The sequence below is a fragment of the Candidatus Kosakonia sp. 282A-S69 genome, assembly GCF_029433855.1.
GTDB lineage: Bacteria > Pseudomonadota > Gammaproteobacteria > Enterobacterales > Enterobacteriaceae > Kosakonia > Kosakonia cowanii_A.
Genome location: NZ_JAROAU010000003.1, coordinates 2,540,756 through 2,559,128 on the forward strand (window position 1 = coordinate 2,540,756; position 18,373 = coordinate 2,559,128).

Annotated in this window: 18 protein-coding genes; 13 read left to right on the forward strand and 5 right to left on the reverse strand. The window is 54.4% G+C overall.

Annotated elements, in window-relative coordinates; genetic code table 11:
* Positions 1 to 112: 112 nt before the first annotated feature.
* Entirely contained in the window at positions 113 to 352 is a 240-nt protein-coding gene (locus PU683_RS17695) for a DUF1435 domain-containing protein (RefSeq protein WP_277173786.1), read from the reverse strand.
* A 246-nt stretch (positions 353 to 598) separates the two neighbouring features.
* On the opposite strand from PU683_RS17695, the gene PU683_RS17700 reads away from it, so the two are divergent.
* Together PU683_RS17700 and fhuF are read left to right on the forward strand one after the other, a co-directional pair.
* Positions 599 to 1,663 (forward strand): GGDEF domain-containing protein, encoded by a 1,065-nt coding sequence (locus PU683_RS17700; RefSeq protein WP_277173788.1) that lies wholly within the window; start codon positions 599 to 601, stop codon positions 1,661 to 1,663.
* A 102-nt stretch (positions 1,664 to 1,765) separates the two neighbouring features.
* Entirely contained in the window at positions 1,766 to 2,554 is a 789-nt protein-coding gene (gene fhuF, locus PU683_RS17705; protein WP_277173790.1) for a siderophore-iron reductase FhuF, read from the forward strand.
* A 48-nt stretch (positions 2,555 to 2,602) separates the two neighbouring features.
* Here fhuF and PU683_RS17710 read toward each other — a convergent pair whose 3' ends face one another.
* A complete protein-coding gene (locus tag PU683_RS17710) occupies positions 2,603 to 3,946 on the reverse strand; it encodes a PTS sugar transporter subunit IIC (protein ID WP_277173792.1) in 1,344 nt (447 codons plus the stop codon).
* A 335-nt stretch (positions 3,947 to 4,281) separates the two neighbouring features.
* Between PU683_RS17710 and PU683_RS17715 the strand changes: the two genes are divergently transcribed.
* Positions 4,282 to 4,740, forward strand: a complete 459-nt coding sequence (locus PU683_RS17715; protein ID WP_277173794.1) for a YbaK/EbsC family protein — start codon at positions 4,282 to 4,284, stop codon at positions 4,738 to 4,740.
* Between the two features lie 50 nt (positions 4,741 to 4,790).
* Here PU683_RS17715 and bglJ read toward each other — a convergent pair whose 3' ends face one another.
* Both bglJ and PU683_RS17725 read right to left on the reverse strand, forming a co-directional pair.
* The gene (gene bglJ, locus PU683_RS17720) at positions 4,791 to 5,411 is read right to left on the reverse strand and encodes a DNA-binding transcriptional activator BglJ (protein WP_277174325.1); all 621 of its coding nucleotides are present in this window, start codon (positions 5,409 to 5,411) and stop codon (positions 4,791 to 4,793) included.
* A 20-nt stretch (positions 5,412 to 5,431) separates the two neighbouring features.
* Complete coding sequence (locus PU683_RS17725) at positions 5,432 to 6,163, reverse strand: LuxR C-terminal-related transcriptional regulator (RefSeq protein ID WP_277173795.1); 732 nt, start codon at positions 6,161 to 6,163, stop codon at positions 5,432 to 5,434.
* 528 nt (positions 6,164 to 6,691) lie between these two features.
* Here PU683_RS17725 and PU683_RS17730 point away from each other — a divergent pair.
* From PU683_RS17730 to opgB, 7 genes are all read left to right on the forward strand, one after another.
* A complete protein-coding gene (locus tag PU683_RS17730; RefSeq protein WP_277173798.1) occupies positions 6,692 to 7,468 on the forward strand; it encodes a threonine/serine exporter family protein in 777 nt (258 codons plus the stop codon).
* On the forward strand, positions 7,459 to 7,932 hold the full coding sequence (locus PU683_RS17735; RefSeq protein WP_277173800.1) for a threonine/serine exporter: 474 nt from the start codon (positions 7,459 to 7,461) through the stop codon (positions 7,930 to 7,932). Before PU683_RS17730 ends, PU683_RS17735 begins: the two co-directional genes overlap by 10 nt.
* A gap of 52 nt (positions 7,933 to 7,984) precedes the next feature.
* Complete coding sequence (locus tag PU683_RS17740; RefSeq protein WP_277173802.1) at positions 7,985 to 8,440, forward strand: MarR family winged helix-turn-helix transcriptional regulator; 456 nt, start codon at positions 7,985 to 7,987, stop codon at positions 8,438 to 8,440.
* An 80-nt stretch (positions 8,441 to 8,520) separates the two neighbouring features.
* A complete protein-coding gene (locus tag PU683_RS17745; protein ID WP_042715761.1) occupies positions 8,521 to 8,949 on the forward strand; it encodes an organic hydroperoxide resistance protein in 429 nt (142 codons plus the stop codon).
* Positions 8,950 to 9,115: 166 nt separating this feature from the next.
* The gene (gene dnaT / locus PU683_RS17750; protein WP_277173806.1) at positions 9,116 to 9,655 is read left to right on the forward strand and encodes a primosomal protein DnaT; all 540 of its coding nucleotides are present in this window, start codon (positions 9,116 to 9,118) and stop codon (positions 9,653 to 9,655) included.
* Positions 9,656 to 9,657: 2 nt separating this feature from the next.
* On the forward strand, positions 9,658 to 10,395 hold the full coding sequence (dnaC, locus tag PU683_RS17755; protein ID WP_277173807.1) for a replicative helicase loader DnaC: 738 nt from the start codon (positions 9,658 to 9,660) through the stop codon (positions 10,393 to 10,395).
* Positions 10,396 to 10,613: 218 nt separating this feature from the next.
* A complete protein-coding gene (gene opgB, locus PU683_RS17760; RefSeq protein ID WP_277173809.1) occupies positions 10,614 to 12,902 on the forward strand; it encodes a phosphatidylglycerol--membrane-oligosaccharide glycerophosphotransferase in 2,289 nt (762 codons plus the stop codon).
* A 34-nt stretch (positions 12,903 to 12,936) separates the two neighbouring features.
* Here opgB and tsr read toward each other — a convergent pair whose 3' ends face one another.
* Positions 12,937 to 14,607, reverse strand: coding sequence for a methyl-accepting chemotaxis protein (gene tsr, locus PU683_RS17765; RefSeq protein WP_277173811.1), 1,671 nt, complete (start codon positions 14,605 to 14,607; stop codon positions 12,937 to 12,939).
* Between the two features lie 350 nt (positions 14,608 to 14,957).
* Between tsr and PU683_RS17770 the strand changes: the two genes are divergently transcribed.
* The 3 genes from PU683_RS17770 (at position 14,958) to yjiA (ending at position 18,345) form a co-directional block, all read left to right on the forward strand.
* Positions 14,958 to 17,111: a carbon starvation CstA family protein gene (locus tag PU683_RS17770; protein ID WP_277173813.1), complete on the forward strand. Its 2,154-nt coding sequence runs from the start codon at positions 14,958 to 14,960 to the stop codon at positions 17,109 to 17,111.
* 63 nt (positions 17,112 to 17,174) lie between these two features.
* Positions 17,175 to 17,378, forward strand: coding sequence for a YbdD/YjiX family protein (locus PU683_RS17775; RefSeq protein ID WP_042714577.1), 204 nt, complete (start codon positions 17,175 to 17,177; stop codon positions 17,376 to 17,378).
* Between the two features lie 10 nt (positions 17,379 to 17,388).
* Positions 17,389 to 18,345 carry a GTPase gene (gene yjiA, locus PU683_RS17780; protein ID WP_277173816.1) on the forward strand — a complete coding sequence of 319 codons (957 nt, stop codon included), beginning with the start codon at positions 17,389 to 17,391 and terminating at the stop codon, positions 18,343 to 18,345.
* The last annotated feature ends 28 nt before the right edge of the window (positions 18,346 to 18,373 follow it).

The window sequence follows — 18,373 nt, forward strand, 5'->3', positions numbered from 1 at the left end:
CGGAATTGGTAGACGCGCTAGCTTCAGGTGTTAGTGTCCTTACGGACGTGGGGGTTCAAGTCCCCCCCCTCGCACCAGATATCTTGCTCCCTCCTCTTCGTTCCCCCCTCTGTTACAACACCGTTTTCAAATTCAGCAGCAGCAAAATAACGCCGCCGATCAAAGCAATGCTTGATGGCAACAGAACGTAATGACGTAAACGTTTGTGGTAAAGCATTACTGGCGTCAATAATAAACCCAGTAAAATCACCGCGCGCCAGCTGTTCACCGACAGGTCTGCCAGCACTAATGCGGCTACAATCATGCCCGGAAAAACGATCCCCCAACGACTTCCCAACGCGCGCTGCAGCATGGTTTCATCTCTTTAATCACGAATGATAACCAATATCATATGATAAAATTTCTCATCTGTCAGCGCGTTCGCACAGTCTTAAGATTCTGCATCTTCTAATGACAGTCATTGAGTAAGGTGATAAATTAAGCACCGCTTAAATAAAAATTCTTATTACTAATATTTCGCGATGACGATTTAGTCGCGCAACTTTATTTAATGACTCATAACGCACTGAAAATCTGCGGATAAATACGACTTATAGGTATGACATCACAAACATGGCAATCTCTTTGTAATAAGAGATATCGATTGTCCCTACGTCTCTTTTTACTGCTCAACGCCATTTCAGCACTCTTTTCTATGGTGGTGCCGCTCTATAATCTGCACGCCGTAACCCTGCCGGTTGGCGCGATCTTCCTGCTCAGCGCGGTGTTGCCCGCGTGGCACAAATTTTACCCCAGAAGCAAAATCAACATCACACTGATCTCACTCCTCTTTGGCTGCTTGTGGGCGTGGCATGTTGTACTTAAAGCAAAACTGATAGGAGATGATGCTTCGGCCTACCTGCTGGTGGCGCTGCTTAGCGTTCTGTTTATCGGCACTATCGCCTTCTCCAATAATGTCATCGCCTTCCTGCTCCACTCCCTACCGCTTTTTGTGACCAGCTTGTGGCTGAATGAATCGGAGAGCTGTATGCGCCTCATCTATAGCTTCTCTCTGCCCGTGGTCGGGATTGCCATTCAGCATGCTATTCAGAAGCGCAACGATAATTTCGCCCGCGCCTTGATGCAGCGGTTAATGCAGGAGCGGAAAACGCTGAACGACCTGAGCATGCTTGACCCGCTCACCGGTCTCTATAACCGCCGTGGATTGCAGCATAAGCTTGATAACCTCCTTGCCGTCGATGACAGCAGCCGCTTTGTTTTGCTGTTGGATATCGATCACTTCAAGGCCTATAACGACCATTACGGGCACATGATGGGCGATCAGGCGCTTATTCGCGTCTCGGCTGCGCTCCGCGACGCGGTGCGCTCACGGGATATTGTGGCGCGCTTCGGCGGCGAAGAGTTCATGATTTTATTAAACAATATCGATCAGGAGCAGGCGCGGCTGGCCGCAGAACATATCCGCCAGCGGGTTTACGATTTGAAGATCCCCCACATGTTTAACGAGAGTGTCGCCACGAATGTCACCGTCAGTATTGGTATTGCGCCGTTGCAGAATAACGATATTGATGCGGCCCTGACGCAGGCCGATAAGGCGCTGTATGAAGCCAAAAATTTAGGTCGCAACAATATTCTGGTCAGCGGAGACTTACAGCTCGCCTGACGTGCGCTGGCGCTAACTTTACGATAAACATCTTGCTATCGGTTTAACCTCTGGATAGGATTGGCAATCATTATCATTTAGATTCCTTCTCCAGCTGGGGCTATGGCATACCGTACCGCATCGATTACGCAACATGTTATCTGGCAAAGTCCGCTTTATGATGAGCGCGACTCGCTGGCTACTGCCATGCGTGAAGCTATTGCCAGCACGCGGGCCCATCTGCTCGATTTTCTGCGCCTTAACGAAGCGGCTCCCCATCAGGCAATGACACTGGCGGAATGGTCGCGCCCGACGGCATTAAGCTCACTTATTGCCACCTACTCCGACCATATCTACCGTAACAATCCCACTCAGCCGCGTGAAAGCAAGCCACTACTCTCATTATGGGCGCAATGGTATCTCGGCTTGATGGTGCCTCCGCTGTTACTGACGCTGTTAACGCAAAAGAGCGCGCTGGATTTAGATCCCGATAACTTCCACGTTGAATTTCACGAAAGCGGGCGCGCCGCCTGCTTCTGGATCGATGTTCAACAGGATCACAGCCTGACGCTGAAAAGTGATGCCGAACGTATTGCCGCTCTGGTCACTCATACCATCCAGCCCGTTATCAAGGCGCTGGAAGCGACAGGCGATATCAATGGCAAACTTATCTGGAGCAACACCGGTTACCTGATTAACTGGTATCTGGGCGAGATGATGCCGCTTATCGGCGAAGCCCGGCTGGCCGCCCTGCGCCAGACCTGCTTTTTCGAAAAAACGCTTGCCGACGGTAGCGACAACCCACTATGGCGCACGGTGGTACTGCGCGACGGCGCGCTGGTACGCCGGACATGCTGCCAGCGCTATCGCCTGCCGGATGTTCAGCAGTGCGGCGACTGTACGCTGAAATAACGTTATACGCAGGAACAGAAAAGGGGCGATCATTCGCCCCTTTTTGTATCAGGCAACCTGTCGATTTTCCTCTTCTGCGCGACGCGCCTCTTCCGCCTCCTGCTCCAGCAGCTGCTTCTCATACACCTTGAAGAAGGGGTAGTAGATAACTGCGGAAATCGCGGCGAGGAGCAGCACCAGCACAGCGGCGCGGAAATCCCAGCCTAATGCCCACGCTGCGCCAATCGGTGCGGGTGCGGTCCACGGCACAACCGAAATCACGCGCCCAATCAGATCCATCTTCATCACCGCCCAGGCAATGATCGCGTTGAGCGTCGGTGCCAGCAGGAAGGGGATAAAAAATACCGGGTTCATCACGATGGGCGTACCGAAAATTACCGGTTCATTGATGTTAAACAGGCTTGGCACAACGCTGAGACGGCCAATAGAACGTAAATGAACCGAGCGGCTGCGTAGGTAGCAGAACACCAGCCCCATGGTCGCACCCGACCCACCGATCACAATAAAGAAGGTCCAGAACGCCTCCATAAAGATATGCGGCAGCGGCGCGCTTTGTGCCAGCGCGCTCTGGTTAATACCCAGGTTGGTCAACCAGAACATCTGCAGCATGCCGGAGACAATCGCTGCGCCGTGGATACCGGCAAACCAGAGCAGATGCCCAATAATCACCGCCAGCAGGATCGCAGGAAGAGAGTCCGCCGCCGACACCAGCGGTTTAAACAGCGCCATGATCGCCTGTGGGATCAACATATTGAACTGCGACTGAATCAGCAGGCTGAGCGGATAGAGCGTCAGCACCACCACCAGCACCGGAATCAGCAGATCGAAGGAGTTCTTGATCATCGGCGGCACCTGGTCCGGCAAGCGGATGCCAATATTGTGCGCCTTCAGAAAACGCATCATCTCCACGCAGTAGATTGCGACAAGGATTGCGGTGAAAATGCCGGTGCCACCCAGGCTGTCCACCGGCAGCGTGCCGCTGGTTTTCGGCGCGGCGACGAGTAAAAACGCCATCAGCGACAGCATCGCGCACATAAAGGGATCGAGCTGATATGTCTTCGCATAGTGCTTGCCGAGGTTATAGGCGATAGCGGCGCATATGTAGATCGACATGATCCCCATCGTCATATCAAACGGTGTAAGGATCCGCCCTTCATACTGCTTCGCCAGATCCAGCCAGGCGCGGGCAAAACCCCATGTGGTATCCGGCGAAAAAGGGGGATAAGCAAACACCAGTAAAAATGAACCGACAATCATGAAGGGCATCGCGGAGATAAAGCCGTCGCGGATGGCCATCACGTGGCGCTGGGAAGAGATACGCCCGGCTATCGGGCTGACGTAGTTTTCAATAAACCGAAAGATAAGATTAAACGCAGCATGGTTAGCAGACATCGTCGATCTCCTGTCAGAGTTGCAAGGTAATGACAACAGCAGCGGTGCAGCCGTGCCGCGATCGGTTTCGGATGGTTGAAACCATGCTGTCTGGCAGAACAGCATCACAACTGAGTAGCGTAGGCTTCATATGAGGCTCTTTTTATTTTAGGGTCAGGGGAGTGACAAAATGAGTATTAACCTGCCCTGAGAACACTGCAACAGGTTCATGTAACCGGTTTCCGCGATTGTGAAGGGGATCGAGAAACGTAATGTAAGCGGTTTGTCATGATGGATTATTTACAGAGATAACTCGCTTGTGACAGATTAGCTGCGGTCTTTCCCAGGAGAACATCATGAGTTTGCAGTCCGTGCGGCAATTCTTTGCCGATAACGCCCCTGATATCGATATTATTGAACTCAATCAAAGTACAGCAACCGTTGCGCTGGCGGCCGCGGCCCATCGCGTCGAGCCGGGCCAGATCGCCAAGACGCTATCGTTAAAGGTGAAAAACGAGGTCATTCTGGTTGTCGCGAAAGGTGATGCCCGGCTTGATAACAAAAAACTGAAAAACACCTTTGGTGCCAAAGCGCGGATGCTGAGCAGCGATGAAGTAGTCACGATTACCGGCCATCCGGTCGGTGGCGTCTGCCCTTTTGGGCTGGAAACGCCGCTGGCGGTCTATTGCGATGTCTCGCTCAAACAGTATCAGGAAGTGTTACCGGCCGCTGGCGCGATTCACAGCGCGGTCCGTATTTCACCGGAACGCATGGCGGCGCTGACGTCCGCAAAGTGGATTGACGTTTGCTTGTAGTGTCGCTGCGCCAGGCCCGGTCCTGGCGCTTACGCGCAATGAAGTGAGCGTTACATCAGCTCTGATGCCGCCCGGGTACTGGGCGGAATCCAGGTCAGAATATCTGCGGCATCAAGTAAACCGACGTCGGAGGTTACGCCCAATTTTGTCATCGCATTGAATTTGTGCGCGCGGATGGTTTTCACATTGCGGTCGAGCTGCGAGGCGATCTCCGCAATGGAAAAGCCCCGCGTCATATAGTGCAAAATCTCCCTTTCGGTTGGGCTTAGCATACGAAACTGGCTGACGTAGCCATGATTGATCATGTTCTCGTTAACCCGCCGGGTTTCACCAAGCAGCGTGGTGAGTTGTTCAAGCAGCACCGGCAGCTCTGATGATTTACTTAAGATGCCGTGCAGGCGCGACGGAGAGAGGTGTCCCACCAGCCGCGCTTCTCTGTCATCCCCCGCCAGCACAATGCGTTGAACATCCGGGCAGGAGAGCGAAAGCAGATGCAGACACATCAGGCATTCGCGCCGCTCTTTACGCTGACCGAAAAGCGAATAGATGACCGAGAAATAGGCGGACTTTTTTAATGCCTGCCGAAACGCAATATGATCCTTAAAAAAATGAAAAGAGTAGTTTGCAAAAACGGGATCGCTGAATAAACTCTGCAACCCTTCCCGACTCATCATGCATTTTTCAATGATGGCTACATGTCCCGCTTGGCTAATGTTTTCCATTCATTATGGTCTCCATATGCTGATCCTAAATTCAGCTCTTTCATACCCTGATGGCTATTAATCCATGTGTACAAATCTGCATTACTGCGTAGCGACAAACGTCGCATTGCGCTATTTTTCTGCGCGCTGACGGTTTTGTTACTTTTTTTGAGCAACATGGCGATTTGGTTTATTCCCCATCCTTTTCCAAGAAGACGTAACACTTTCCTTTCAGAGAAGGTGAGTAATTTTCGCGGCGCTGGCGTCTCCGCACAGTGCTGTCGTACCGCAGAAAGTAGCGTCGAACTCACTTTCGGAGCATTTTCGTCTCCGCCCCGTACCGCATTAACCACGCTCTCGATCGGCTCAATATCGGCGAGCAGCATAGTTTGCGGCTGGATCAAAAAGTCCACCGCGTCAGGATAAAATTCCGGAGAAATAAAGAAGAGCCAGCGCGTTTTATCGCATTGTGAGATCAAGGTGTAGTAGTGTTCACAGCGCTGCTGCGCAGACCGCAGCCCACCTGAGAAATCAATGATAACCAAGCTGCTATCCGCTAACTGCGGCAGCGTGACCTCCTCTATCGTGGTGTAATGCGTTACCGGGTACTCAGGAAAATGATGCTCAAATATGCTGCCAATGCCGGCCCTAAGTACGGGAGCCTGGCTAATAATAATCCCGTGATTGTCGCCTGGTGATAGCATAAAAACCTCCGCTTCCATTTGCGCTTTCTATCAATCCTCGTTATGAGTATTTACTCAATCGGTACCAATAATGCGTAAATTGACAATAATGTTCCGAACCAGCCGTTATAAGAATTGTTGGAATTTATGATTAGCAATTTAATATAAATATTTAAAATCATAATATTGCCAACGTGCGTGACAACATAGCACAACGACTCTTCAAATACTTAGTGCCTTATTAAAAATAAAATAATTAAAATAAAACAATCACATTGGATATAGATAATAAAAAACCAATAACTTTAATAAATATTTAAAGCGAGGGTTAATGTAAGAACATTAACGCTAACCAGGATTATCCGTAATATGTCGCCGCCATTAACAGAGCCTTTTTAATAAAACTCTTAAAAATATTGGATTGGCGAATACTCAAGAGAAAATTATTACCTGACTTTATTGCACACTTCTTGATCTGCGTTAGCGCCAGCCTCCCCCGCTGTTGTGCTAAAAAGAGATGTTCCGCTCCCCGGTTGCGAGCGGCGTGACCAGATAACCAGGGCAAGCATGGAAACAGACCACTCAACGCAGCGAACCATTACGCGCTTGTGTATTCAGTGCGGCCTTTTTTTACTCCAGCACGGCGCAGAGAGTGCGCTGGTAGATGAGCTGCCGACCCGTCTGGGGAGAGCGCTCGGCATGGACAGCGTTGAGAGCCTCATCTCCTCGAATGCCATTGTGCTAACCACCATTAAAGATGGCCACTGTCTGACCTCGACGCGCAAAAGCAGCGATCGCGGCATCAATATGCATGTGGTGACGGAGGTGCAACATATCGTGATCCTCGCCGAGCATAAGCTGCTGGATCTCCATGACGTTGAGAAGCGCTTCGCCCAGGTAAAACCGTTGCGCTATCCGCGCTGGCTGGTGACGCTGATGGTCGGGCTCTCCTGCGCCTGTTTCTGCAAGCTCAATCGCGGCGGCTGGGACGGTGCGTTTATCACCTTTTGCGCCAGCAGCATTGCGATGTATGTTCGCCTGCAGCTTGCCGGGCGGCATATGCATCCGCAAATCAACTTCTGCATTACCGCTTTTGTCGCCACAACCGTCTCCGGGCTGATGCTCACCCTGCCCGCTTTTTTGCACGCCTCAACGGTCGCGATGGCCGCCAGCGTGCTGCTGCTGGTGCCGGGTTTTCCGCTGATCAATGCCGTCGCCGACATGTTTAAAGGACATATTAATACCGGGCTGGCGCGCTGGGCGATTGCCAGCCTGTTAACGCTCGCGACCTGTATCGGCGTGGTCATGGCAATGACACTCTGGGGGCTACGCGGATGGGTATAATCTCGTTCTTCTACGCACTGGCACAAGATATGCTGCTGGCCGCCATTCCGGCGGTCGGCTTTGCGATGGTGTTCAACGTCCCTCACCGTGCGCTGCGCTGGTGTGCGCTGCTGGGCGCCATCGGTCACGGCTCGCGTTTTGCCATGATGCACTGGGGTTTTAATATCGAATGGTCGACGTTTGTCGCCTCAATGCTGGTAGGGTGCATCGGGATCCGCTGGTCACGCTGGTATCTGGCGCACCCGAAGGTCTTTACTGTGGCGGCGGTCATTCCTATGTTTCCGGGGATTTCAGCCTATACGGCGATGATCTCGGCGGTAAAAATTAGCCACGTCGGCTACAGTGAGGCTTTAATGATCCTGCTGTTGACCAACTTTCTGAAGGCCTGCTCGATCGTTGGTGCGCTGTCGATTGGTCTATCGCTGCCGGGGTTATGGATCTACCGTAGACGCCCGCGTGTTTGAGCGGCATAAAAATACCTTGCAATTAAATCGCACACTATCTATATTCAAAACCATGAAGAAAAACACAAGCTCCACTGCGACCGGGCAGCTCGCGTTAGATAACCAGTTTTGTTTTGCTCTCTACTCAACAAACCTGGCGCTGCATAAGCTCTATCGGCAGTTGTTAACGCCGATGAACCTGACCTACCCGCAGTATCTGGTCATGCTGGTGCTGTGGGAGAAAGATGATATTACCGTGTCGGAGATTGGCGAGCGTCTGTTCCTCGACTCCGCCACGCTGACGCCGCTGTTAAAGCGCCTGCAAAGCGCCGGGCTAATCGATCGCCAGCGTTCGCGGCACGATGAACGCCAGGTGGTTATTACCCTGAGCGAAAGCGGCCGTGAACTGCAGCAGCGGGCAAAAGCCATCCCGGAAGCGATACGCTGCGCGGTGGCCTGCGATGATGCGACGCTGCATGACGTCAAAAAGCAGCTTGAGCAGTTTCGCAAACAGTTTCACCAGGTATAAATTCCCTTACGGGGATTTATGCTAATAAATAAATCGCACGCTATTTTATAGCAAACACTCAAGATAATAAGGAACCTGTCATGTCTTTAGAAAAAGTTGTTTACACTGCCAAAGCCAAAGCAACCGGAGGCCGTGACGGCCGCGCAACCTCTTCTGACGGCGTCCTCGACGTCAAGCTGGGTGTGCCGAAAGAGATGGGCGGTGCGGGCGGTGAAGTAACCAACCCGGAGCAGCTGTTTGCCGCAGGCTACTCTGCCTGCTTCCTCGGCGCGATGAAGTTCGTGGCTGGCCGCGACAAAATCAGCATGCCGAAAGAGGCCTTTATCGAAGGTGAAGTGGGTATCGGTCCGCTGCCGACCGGTTTTGGTATTGAAGCCAAACTGAACATCCACCTGCCGGGAATGGATGCTGACGAAGCGAAAAAACTGGTCGACGCCGCGCACATCGTCTGCCCTTACTCCAATGCCACCCGTGGCAACATCGACGTTACGCTGAATATCATCGCGTAACGCATCTATTTAGCCAGCATTTTTGGGAAATGATAAAGCCGGGGTAACCCGGCTTTTTTCGTGCTGTGCTCCCCTTTGCGCGCGCTGTGTTACTATGTGCCTTTCTGTCGGCGGCCTCTACTGCGCCCGCCACTCTTTCTGTCGTTACCCTGTTTGAGAACGTGTTATGTCTTCCAGAATCCTGACGTCGAATGTTATCGGCATTGATGAATTTATGCGCGATAACGCCGCGATACTGGCGCGTGCGGAAGGCGGTACCGTCGCCGTATTTGCAAATAACAGCCCCGCGTTTTACGCGCTTACCGCCGAGCGCCTTGAACAACTGCTGGCGCTGGAAGCGCAACTGTCACGCCCGGCAAGCGATGTGTCGCTTGATGCGCAATTCTATGAAGAGCCTGCCGCCGCACCGGTGAGCGTGCCGATGGGCAAATTTGCTATGTACCCGGGCTGGCAGCCGGACACCGATTTTCAGCGCCTGGCCGCGCTCTGGGGCATCGCCCTCACGCAGCCGCCTTCGCAGGAAGAGCTGGCATCGTTTGTCGCGTACTGGCAGGCGGAAGGGAAAGTCTTCCACCATGTGCAGTGGCAGCAGAAGCTGGCGCGCAGCCTGCAAATCGGGCGCAGCAGCCAGAGCGGCGCGGCGAAGCGCGATATCAACACGCTCTCTGAACCGGACAACCACATTCCACCTGGCTTTCGAGGTTAGCGATGAAAAACGTTGGCGAATTGATGAAGCGGCTGCAAAAGATGATCCCGGCTCACGTCGAACCGGCGTTCAAAAACAGCGAAGAGTTGATGGCCTGGCAAAAGCAGCAGGGCGAACTGCGCTCGGCGGCGCTTGAGCGCGAAAACCGCGCCATGAAGATGCAGCGCACCTTTAACCGTTCCGGCATCCGCCCTCTGCATCAAAACTGCTCTTTTGACAACTATCGCGTCGAGACGGAAGGCCAGATGCGCGCGCTAAGCCAGGCGCGACAGTATGTCGAAGAGTTTGATGGCAATATCGCTAGCTTTATCTTCTCCGGCAAACCGGGCACTGGCAAAAACCATCTTGCCGCCGCCATCTGCAACGAACTGCTGCTGCGCGGTAAATCGGTGCTGATTATCACCGTGGCGGACATCATGTCGGCGATGAAAGAGACCTTCGGCAACCGCGAAAGCAGTGAAGAGCAGCTGCTGAACGATTTAAGCAGCGTCGACCTGCTGGTGATCGACGAAATTGGTATGCAGACCGAGTCGCGCTACGAAAAAGTGATCATCAATCAGATTGTCGATCGCCGCTCCTCCTCAAAGCGCCCGACCGGCATGCTGACCAACAGCAATATGGACGAAATGAATAAGCTGCTTGGCGAACGGGTGATGGATCGCATGCGTCTTGGCAACAGTTTATGGGTCATCTTTAACTGGGAGAGCTACCGCAGCCGCGTCACAGGTAAAGAGTACTAAAATCAGCCGCTTCACGCCGCGTTATCCCCAACGCGGCATTTTTCTCCCTTTCATGCTGTGCGATAGCGATCACCTTTCCCGCTTTCTAAACCAATTCTGAATAAACCACCGATAAGATGACACTACAATTGCAGGGGGGTGACATCGTCATTAAATTATATCTCCCGTTACAAATATTCATGACCAGTAATATCTCTGGCACTTTTGAGGAATAACGGTTGTCCGGATTGCTCTCCCTTGTCCTGTTTATCGCCTCAGTGGCAATTTATGCCCTGAAAGCAGGCCGCAATAGGTGGTGGTTTAGCGCCACGCTTCTCGTATTAGGCCTCTTTGTTCTATTAAACATTACCCTTTATGCCAGTAACTACTTTACCGGCGACGGCATAACCGACGCGGTGATCTATACCCTGACCAACAGCCTGACCGGCGCGGGCATCGGTAAGTATCTGCTGCCCGGCGCAGGCTTAGTGCTGGCGCTGATTGCAGTGTTTTGTGCCCTCAGTTGGGTGCTGCGCCGTCGTCGCCATATGCCCCACCATTTCGGTTACAGCCTGCTGGCTCTGGTGCTGGCCTTAGGCTCGGTGGATGCCAGCCCGGCGTTTCGCCAGATAACGGAGCTAGTGAAGTCGCAAACGCGTGAAAGCGATCCCGATTTTGCCGCGTATTACAAAGTGCCCGCCAGGCAGATCCCCAACCCGCAGCTGAACCTGGTCTACATCTACGGCGAAAGCCTTGAGCGCACCTATTTCAATCAGGAGGCTTTTCCCGATCTGACGCCGGAGCTTGGCGCGCTGAAAGCGGAAAGCCTCGATTTCAGCCATACCGAACAGCTGCCGGGCACCGATTACACCATCGCCGGAATGGTCTCTTCACAGTGCGGTATCCCGCTCTTTGCGCCCTTCGAAGGCAATGCCTCCGCCTCGGTCTCCAGCTTCTTTCCGCAAAACCTCTGTCTCGGCGATATCCTGAAAAACTCCGGGTATGAGAACCACTTTGTTCAGGGTGCGAACCTGCGTTTTGCCGGTAAAGATGTGTTCCTGAAATCCCACGGTTTTGACCATCTGATTGGCGCGGAGGAGCTGAAAAACCAGGTTGCCGATCCCCACTATCGCAACGACTGGGGCTTCTATGACGATACGGTGCTGGATACCGTCTGGCAGCAGTATGAAACTCTCTCCCGCGCCGGTAAGCGCTTCTCCCTGTTTGCGCTGACGGTGGACACGCACCACCCGGACGGCTTTATCTCCCGTGGCTGCGAGCGCAAAAGCTACCGTTATGACGACAAAGTGAACCGCTCTTTCAGCGCGGTGACCTGCAGCCAGCAAAATATCGCCAGATTGATTAACCGGATAAAAGCCTCGCCGTGGTTCAAAGAGACGGTCATTGTGGTCTCCTCCGATCACCTGGCGATGAACAACAGTGCCTGGAAGTACCTGAACAAGCAGGATCGCAGCAATCTCTTCTTTGTACTGCGTGGCGACACTCCGCAGCAGGATCTCTCCGGCATCAGGCGTAGCACGCTGGATAATGGCGCGACCGTGCTTGATATTCTCGGCGGCGACAACTTCCTCGGGCTTGGGCGCAGCAGCCTCTCCGGCCAGTCCCTTTCCGGCGTATTCCTGAACATGAAGCAGAAGGTGCTGGCGTGGAAGCCGGATATCATCCGCCTGTGGAACTTCCCTAAAGAGATGAAGGATTTCACCGTCGACGGAGAGAAGGAGACGATTACGTTTTCCGGCAGCCAGTTCCGCCTGCCGCTGCTGGTGCGCGTCTCCGACAAAATCGAGCCGTTGCCGGAGAGTGAATACTCCGCGCCGCTGCGTTTCCAGCTGGCGGATTTCGCGCCGCGCGACAACTTTGTCTGGGTCGATCGCTGCTACAAAATGGCGCGGCTCTGGGCGCCTGAACTCGCCCTTGCAACCGGCTGGTGCGTCTCGCAGGGTCAACTGGGCGGCGAACAGCAGGCAGAGCGCGTGGATAAAGCGCAGTGGCAGGGAAAAACAGCCTTTAAACAGTCGGTTATCGACACTGCCCGCTATCAGAAAAGCGTCGATACGCTGAAGATCCTTGATGATGATATTCGCTATAAAGCCGACAGCTTTATCTTTAACGTCGCGGGCGCGCCGGAAGAGGTGAAACAGTTTAGCGGTATCTCACGCCCGGAAACCTGGGGGCGCTGGTCAAATGCGCAGCTTGGCAAAGAGGTGGCCATTGAGTATCAGCAGCCGTTGCCGCCACAGTTCGATCTGGTGATCACAGCGAAAGCGTTTGGCGATAACGCTAATCGCCCGATTCCGGTGCGTGTCGGCAGTGAAGAGCAGACGCTGACGCTCGGCCATGAGGTGAGCACCACCACGCTGCATTTCACCAATAGTGCAGGCAGTAACAAGCTGGTGATTGTGCCGCCGGATCCGCAGTCGACCAACGAAGGGAATATCCTTGGTCACGCGCCGCGTCAGCTGGGAATTGGTCTGGTGGAGATAAAAGTGGTGAAGCGCGAAGGGTAAAAGCGCGCCCTGCAGAGCAGGGCGCAGCGGGAAATTAGAAGGTTTCCCAGTTTTCGCCAGAGGTGGTCGCCACCGCTTTACGCGGCAGCGCCACAGCTGGCGCGGTTTTGTTACCACCGGCTGTTTTCGCAGCAGCAGTGCGCTGCTCGTTCATCAGGCGGAAAACGGCCACCGCTTCGGTCAGACGGCTGGCCTGCTCTTCCAGCGCCGCCGCCGCGGCAGCAGACTCTTCCACCAGCGAGGCATTCTGCTGTGTCACACGATCCATCTCGGCGACGGCAAGGCCAACCTGGTCGATACCGCGGCTCTGCTCATCGGAGGCAGAGGCGATTTCGCCCATGATGTCGGTCACGCGGGTGACGGCATTCACGATCTCATCCATCGTTTCACCGGCGCTCTCCACCAGCGTCGAACCTACCTCAACGCGTCCAACAGAGTCTTCGATCAGGCTCTTGATTTCACGCGCCGCCTGGGCACTGCGCTGGGCCAGGTTACGCACTTCACCAGCAACCACGGCAAAACCACGCCCCTGTTCACCGGCACGCGCCGCTTCCACGGCGGCGTTGAGCGCCAGGATGTTGGTCTGGAAGGCAATCCCATCAATCACGCTGATAATGTCAGCGATTTTCTGCGAACTGGCGGTGATATCACGCATGGTCTGCACCACGTTATCCACCACTTTGCCACCTTTCTGCGCCGTTTCCGACGCGCTCAGCGCGAGGTTGCTCGCCTGACGGGCGTTTTCGGCGTTCTGTTTCACCGTCGCGGTCAGCTCCTCCATGCTGGCAGCGGTCTCTTCCAGAGAAGCGGCCTGCTGTTCAGTACGTGAAGAGAGATCGTTGTTACCCACGGAGATTTCGCTGGCACCGCTGTAGATCGCGTTAGCGCCATTACGCACGTCGCTGACGGTGCGCACCAGTTCACCCTGCATATGACGCAGGCTGTCAGCCAGCACGCCCATTTCGTTGGAGCCCTGCACTTCAATGCGCTGGCCCAGATCGCCGCCCGCGATATGGCGAATATTGTCGATCAGGTGGTTTAGCGGTGCGATAAGCGCACGTTTGATCCCCACCCACACAGCAATAATCACCAACAGCACCACCACCAGCACGCTGATAATGATCCAGATGGCAGAACCGTATGAACTCTCGCTGTCAGCCACGGCGGCATCATACAGACGATCGTTCTGCTGTAAGTAGGAGACATACTGCTTCTCGAACCCATCCTGGTAGCTCTGCGTCGGCTGATCAAAGAACTCGTTGATCTTGCCTGCGCCCAGTAACTGGATGAGCTCCGCCAGCGCGTTGTGGTAGATATCGTAGTTACGCTTGATCTCCGCCGCTGCCTCCTCGCTCTGACGCGGATCGCGCGGCAATGCCTGGTAGGCATTCCAGTTCACTTCCGCCTGTTTTAACGAGGTGCTGGCAATCTGCATCAGTTCCGGAACGGTTGCGCCGCTGCCGATATTGTTCTGATCCATCATGTAGCGGATACCCGCGCGGTTCAGGGTGTTACGGGTTTGCAGCAGGGCAACCCAACTGCCGTTAAGGGTGGATTGTTGCTGTCGGATGGTTTGAAGGACGGTGAAGTTTTCTTTGTCTTGCTTAAGCGAATTAAAGAACAATCCGCCGGAGGTGAGTTGTAAAAGGCCAAATAATCCTAATACCAGTAACAAGCTGGTAACGATTTTAATGCGCGTTAACATATCATTCTCTTTCCTTATAGATAGTGAGTAGATTTTCGGCCTGGCGGGGAAAAACTTTATGGAAAAATGCACTAATTTGTAGACGACAAAATAGCTGCATAACCTGATTAATGCGGCTATCCGGCAGCTTTCCTGTAGCTATCTTACGTGATCTCACTCACATAAATTTGCGAATCACCGGGGTGTAAAACCTCTTAGACCCATCTCAATACCGCTTACCACGCTAATGTAACCGCTCGGCAAAATCGCCCCCTTTCGCGCGCGCGATTTGCCATCATGGCGGCAACATTTGTCCTGTTTAACAACTACACACTTCTCTTCCCTATTTCTGATAAAAAACCAGGTCTGCTATGGATACCAAAAAACTTTTTAAGCACGTTCCGTGGGTCATCCTTGGGATAATCGGTGCTTTTTGTTTGTCGGTTGTCGCGTTACGCCGGGGTGAGCACGTCAGCGCCCTGTGGATCGTGGTCGCCTCTGTTTCCGTTTATCTTGTTGCTTATCGCTACTACAGCCTCTACATCGCCCAGAGGGTGATGAAGCTCGATCCCACCCGCGCCACGCCGGCGGTGATTAATAACGACGGTCTTAACTACGTGCCGACCAACCGCTACGTGCTGTTTGGTCACCACTTTGCCGCTATCGCCGGTGCCGGCCCGCTGGTAGGCCCGGTACTTGCCGCGCAGATGGGCTACTTGCCCGGCACGCTCTGGCTGCTGGCCGGTGTCGTGCTGGCCGGTGCGGTGCAGGATTTCATGGTGCTGTTTATCTCCTCACGCCGTAACGGTGCGTCGCTGGGCGAGATGGTGAAAGAGGAGATGGGCCGCGTGCCGGGCACCATTGCCCTCTTCGGCTGCTTCCTGATCATGATTATCATCCTGGCGGTGCTGGCGCTGATCGTGGTGAAAGCGCTGGCAGAGAGCCCGTGGGGCGTCTTTACCGTCTGCTCAACGGTGCCGATTGCGCTGTTTATGGGTATCTATATGCGCTTCCTGCGCCCCGGCCGCGTGGGGGAAGTGTCGGTGATCGGCATTGTGCTGCTGGTGGCCTCAATCTGGATGGGTGGCGTGATTTCGCAAGACCCTTATTGGGGCCCGGCGCTGACCTTTAAAGACACCACCATCACCTTTGCGCTGATTGGCTATGCCTTTGTCTCTGCCCTGCTGCCGGTGTGGCTGATCCTCGCCCCGCGCGACTATCTGGCCACCTTCCTGAAAATCGGCGTGATTGTCGGCCTGGCGCTGGGGATTGTGATCCTCAACCCGGAACTGAAGATGCCAGCGGTAACGCAGTATATCGACGGCACCGGCCCGCTGTGGAAAGGCGCACTCTTCCCGTTCCTGTTTATTACCATTGCCTGCGGCGCGGTCTCCGGCTTCCACGCGCTGATCGCCTCCGGCACCACGCCGAAACTGCTGGCCAATGAGACCGACGCGCGCTTTATCGGTTATGGCGCGATGTTGATGGAGTCCTTTGTGGCGGTGATGGCGCTGGTGGCAGCCTCCATTATCGAACCGGGCCTCTATTTCGCCATGAACACCCCGCCTGCGGGCCTTGGCATCACCATGCCAAACCTGCATGAGCTCGGCACCGAACATGCACCGATGATCATGGCGCAGTTGCAGGATGTCACCGCGCATGCCGCGGCGACGGTCAGCTCCTGGGGCTTTGTGATTTCGCCAGAGCAGATCCTGCAAACCGCGAAAGATATTGGGGAACCTTCCGTGCTCAACCGTGCGGGCGGCGCGCCGACGCTGGCCGTGGGTATCGCCCATGTGTTCCACAAAATCATCCCGATGGCGGATATGGGCTTCTGGTATCACTTCGGCATTCTGTTTGAAGCGCTGTTTATTCTTACCGCGCTGGATGCGGGCACCCGCGCAGGCCGCTTTATGTTGCAGGATCTGCTGGGCAACTTTGTGCCGTTCCTGAAGAAGACCGACTCGCTGGTCGCCGGTGTGGTGGGGACTGCCGGTTGCGTCGGCCTGTGGGGTTATCTGCTCTATCAGGGTGTGGTCGATCCACTTGGCGGCGTGAAGAGCCTGTGGCCACTGTTCGGGATCTCTAACCAGATGCTGGCCGCCGTTGCCCTGCTGCTCGGCACCGTGATCCTGGTGAAGATGCAGCGCACCAGATACATCTGGGTGACGGTCGTTCCGGCGACCTGGCTGCTGATCTGCACCACCTGGGCGCTCGGCCTGAAGCTCTTCAGCAGTAATCCGCAGCTGGAAGGCTTCCTCTACATGGCTAACCAGTACAAAGCGAAGATTGCCGCAGGCGGCAGCGAGCTGACCGCGCAGCAGGTTGCCAATATGAACCATATCGTGGTGAACAACTACACCAACGCCGGTTTAAGCATTCTGTTCCTGGTGGTGGTTTACAGCATCATCTTCTACGGCATCAAAACGTGGCTCCAGGTTCGCAATAACACCACGCGTACCGATAAAGAGACCCCGTATGTGCCGGTGCCGGAAGGCGGCGTCAAAACCTCTTCGCACCATTAATCTCAAACCACTTGCCGCAGCGGGCGCACCCCTCTGCGGCATTATCAATATCTGGAGGCGCGAATGTTTGGTAACTTAGGCCAGGCGAAGAAGTACCTCGGGCAGGCGGCAAAGATGCTGATTGGTATTCCGGACTATGACAACTATGTTGATCATATGAAAACCAACCATCCGGATACGCCCTATATGACCTACGAAGCGTTTTTCCGCGAGCGTCAACAGGCGCGCTACGGCGGCGATGGCAAAGGCGGCGTTCGCTGTTGTTAAAGGAGAGTCCATGACACCTGTTGCAGTTACCCTGCTGACCGGCTTTCTCGGTGCCGGCAAAACCACCCTCTTGCGCCACATCCTCAATGCACAACACGGCTATCAGATTGCGGTTATTGAAAATGAGTTCGGCGAGGTCTCCGTGGACGATCAACTGCTTGGCGATCGCGCCACGCAGATCAAAATCCTGACCAATGGCTGCATCTGCTGTAGCCGCTCAAATGAACTGGAAGATGCGCTGTTAGATCTGCTCGACGGTCTCGATCGCGGCGATCTCCATTTTGATCGGTTAGTGATCGAGTGCACCGGCATGGCGGACCCTGGCCCGATCATTCAGACCTTCTTCTCGCATGAGATCCTCTGCCAGCGTTATCTGCTCGACGGCGTGATTGCACTGGTTGATGCGGTACATGCCGATGAGCAGATGAATCAGTACACGCTGGCGCAATCGCAGGTCGGCTACGCAGATCGTATCCTGCTGACCAAAACTGATGTCGCGCCGGATAACGCAGCGCTGCGCGAGCGGCTCGGCCGCATCAATGCCCGCGCGCCAATCTATACCGTGACCCACGGCGATATCGATCTTGCGCGGCTGTTTAACACCAACGGTTTTATGCTTGAAGAGAAGGTGGTTGCCACTAAACCGCGCTTCCACTTTATGGCTGATAAGCAGAACGATATCAGCTCGATTGTGGTGGAGCTTGATTACCCGGTGGATATCAGTGAAGTGTCGCGGGTGATGGAAACCCTGCTGCTGAGCTTTGCAGAGAGGCTGCTGCGCTACAAAGGGATGCTGTGGATCGATGGTGAGCCGAACCGCCTCTTATTCCAGGGTGTGCAGCGCCTCTACAGCGCCGACTGGGATCGCCCTTGGGGCGACGAAACGCCGCACAGTACGCTGGTGTTTATCGGCGTAGAGCTGCCGGAGGAGGAGATCAGAGCGGCGTTTGCCCGTTTGAAAAAGTAACGGCCTGCTGGCGCTACGTTTATCTGGC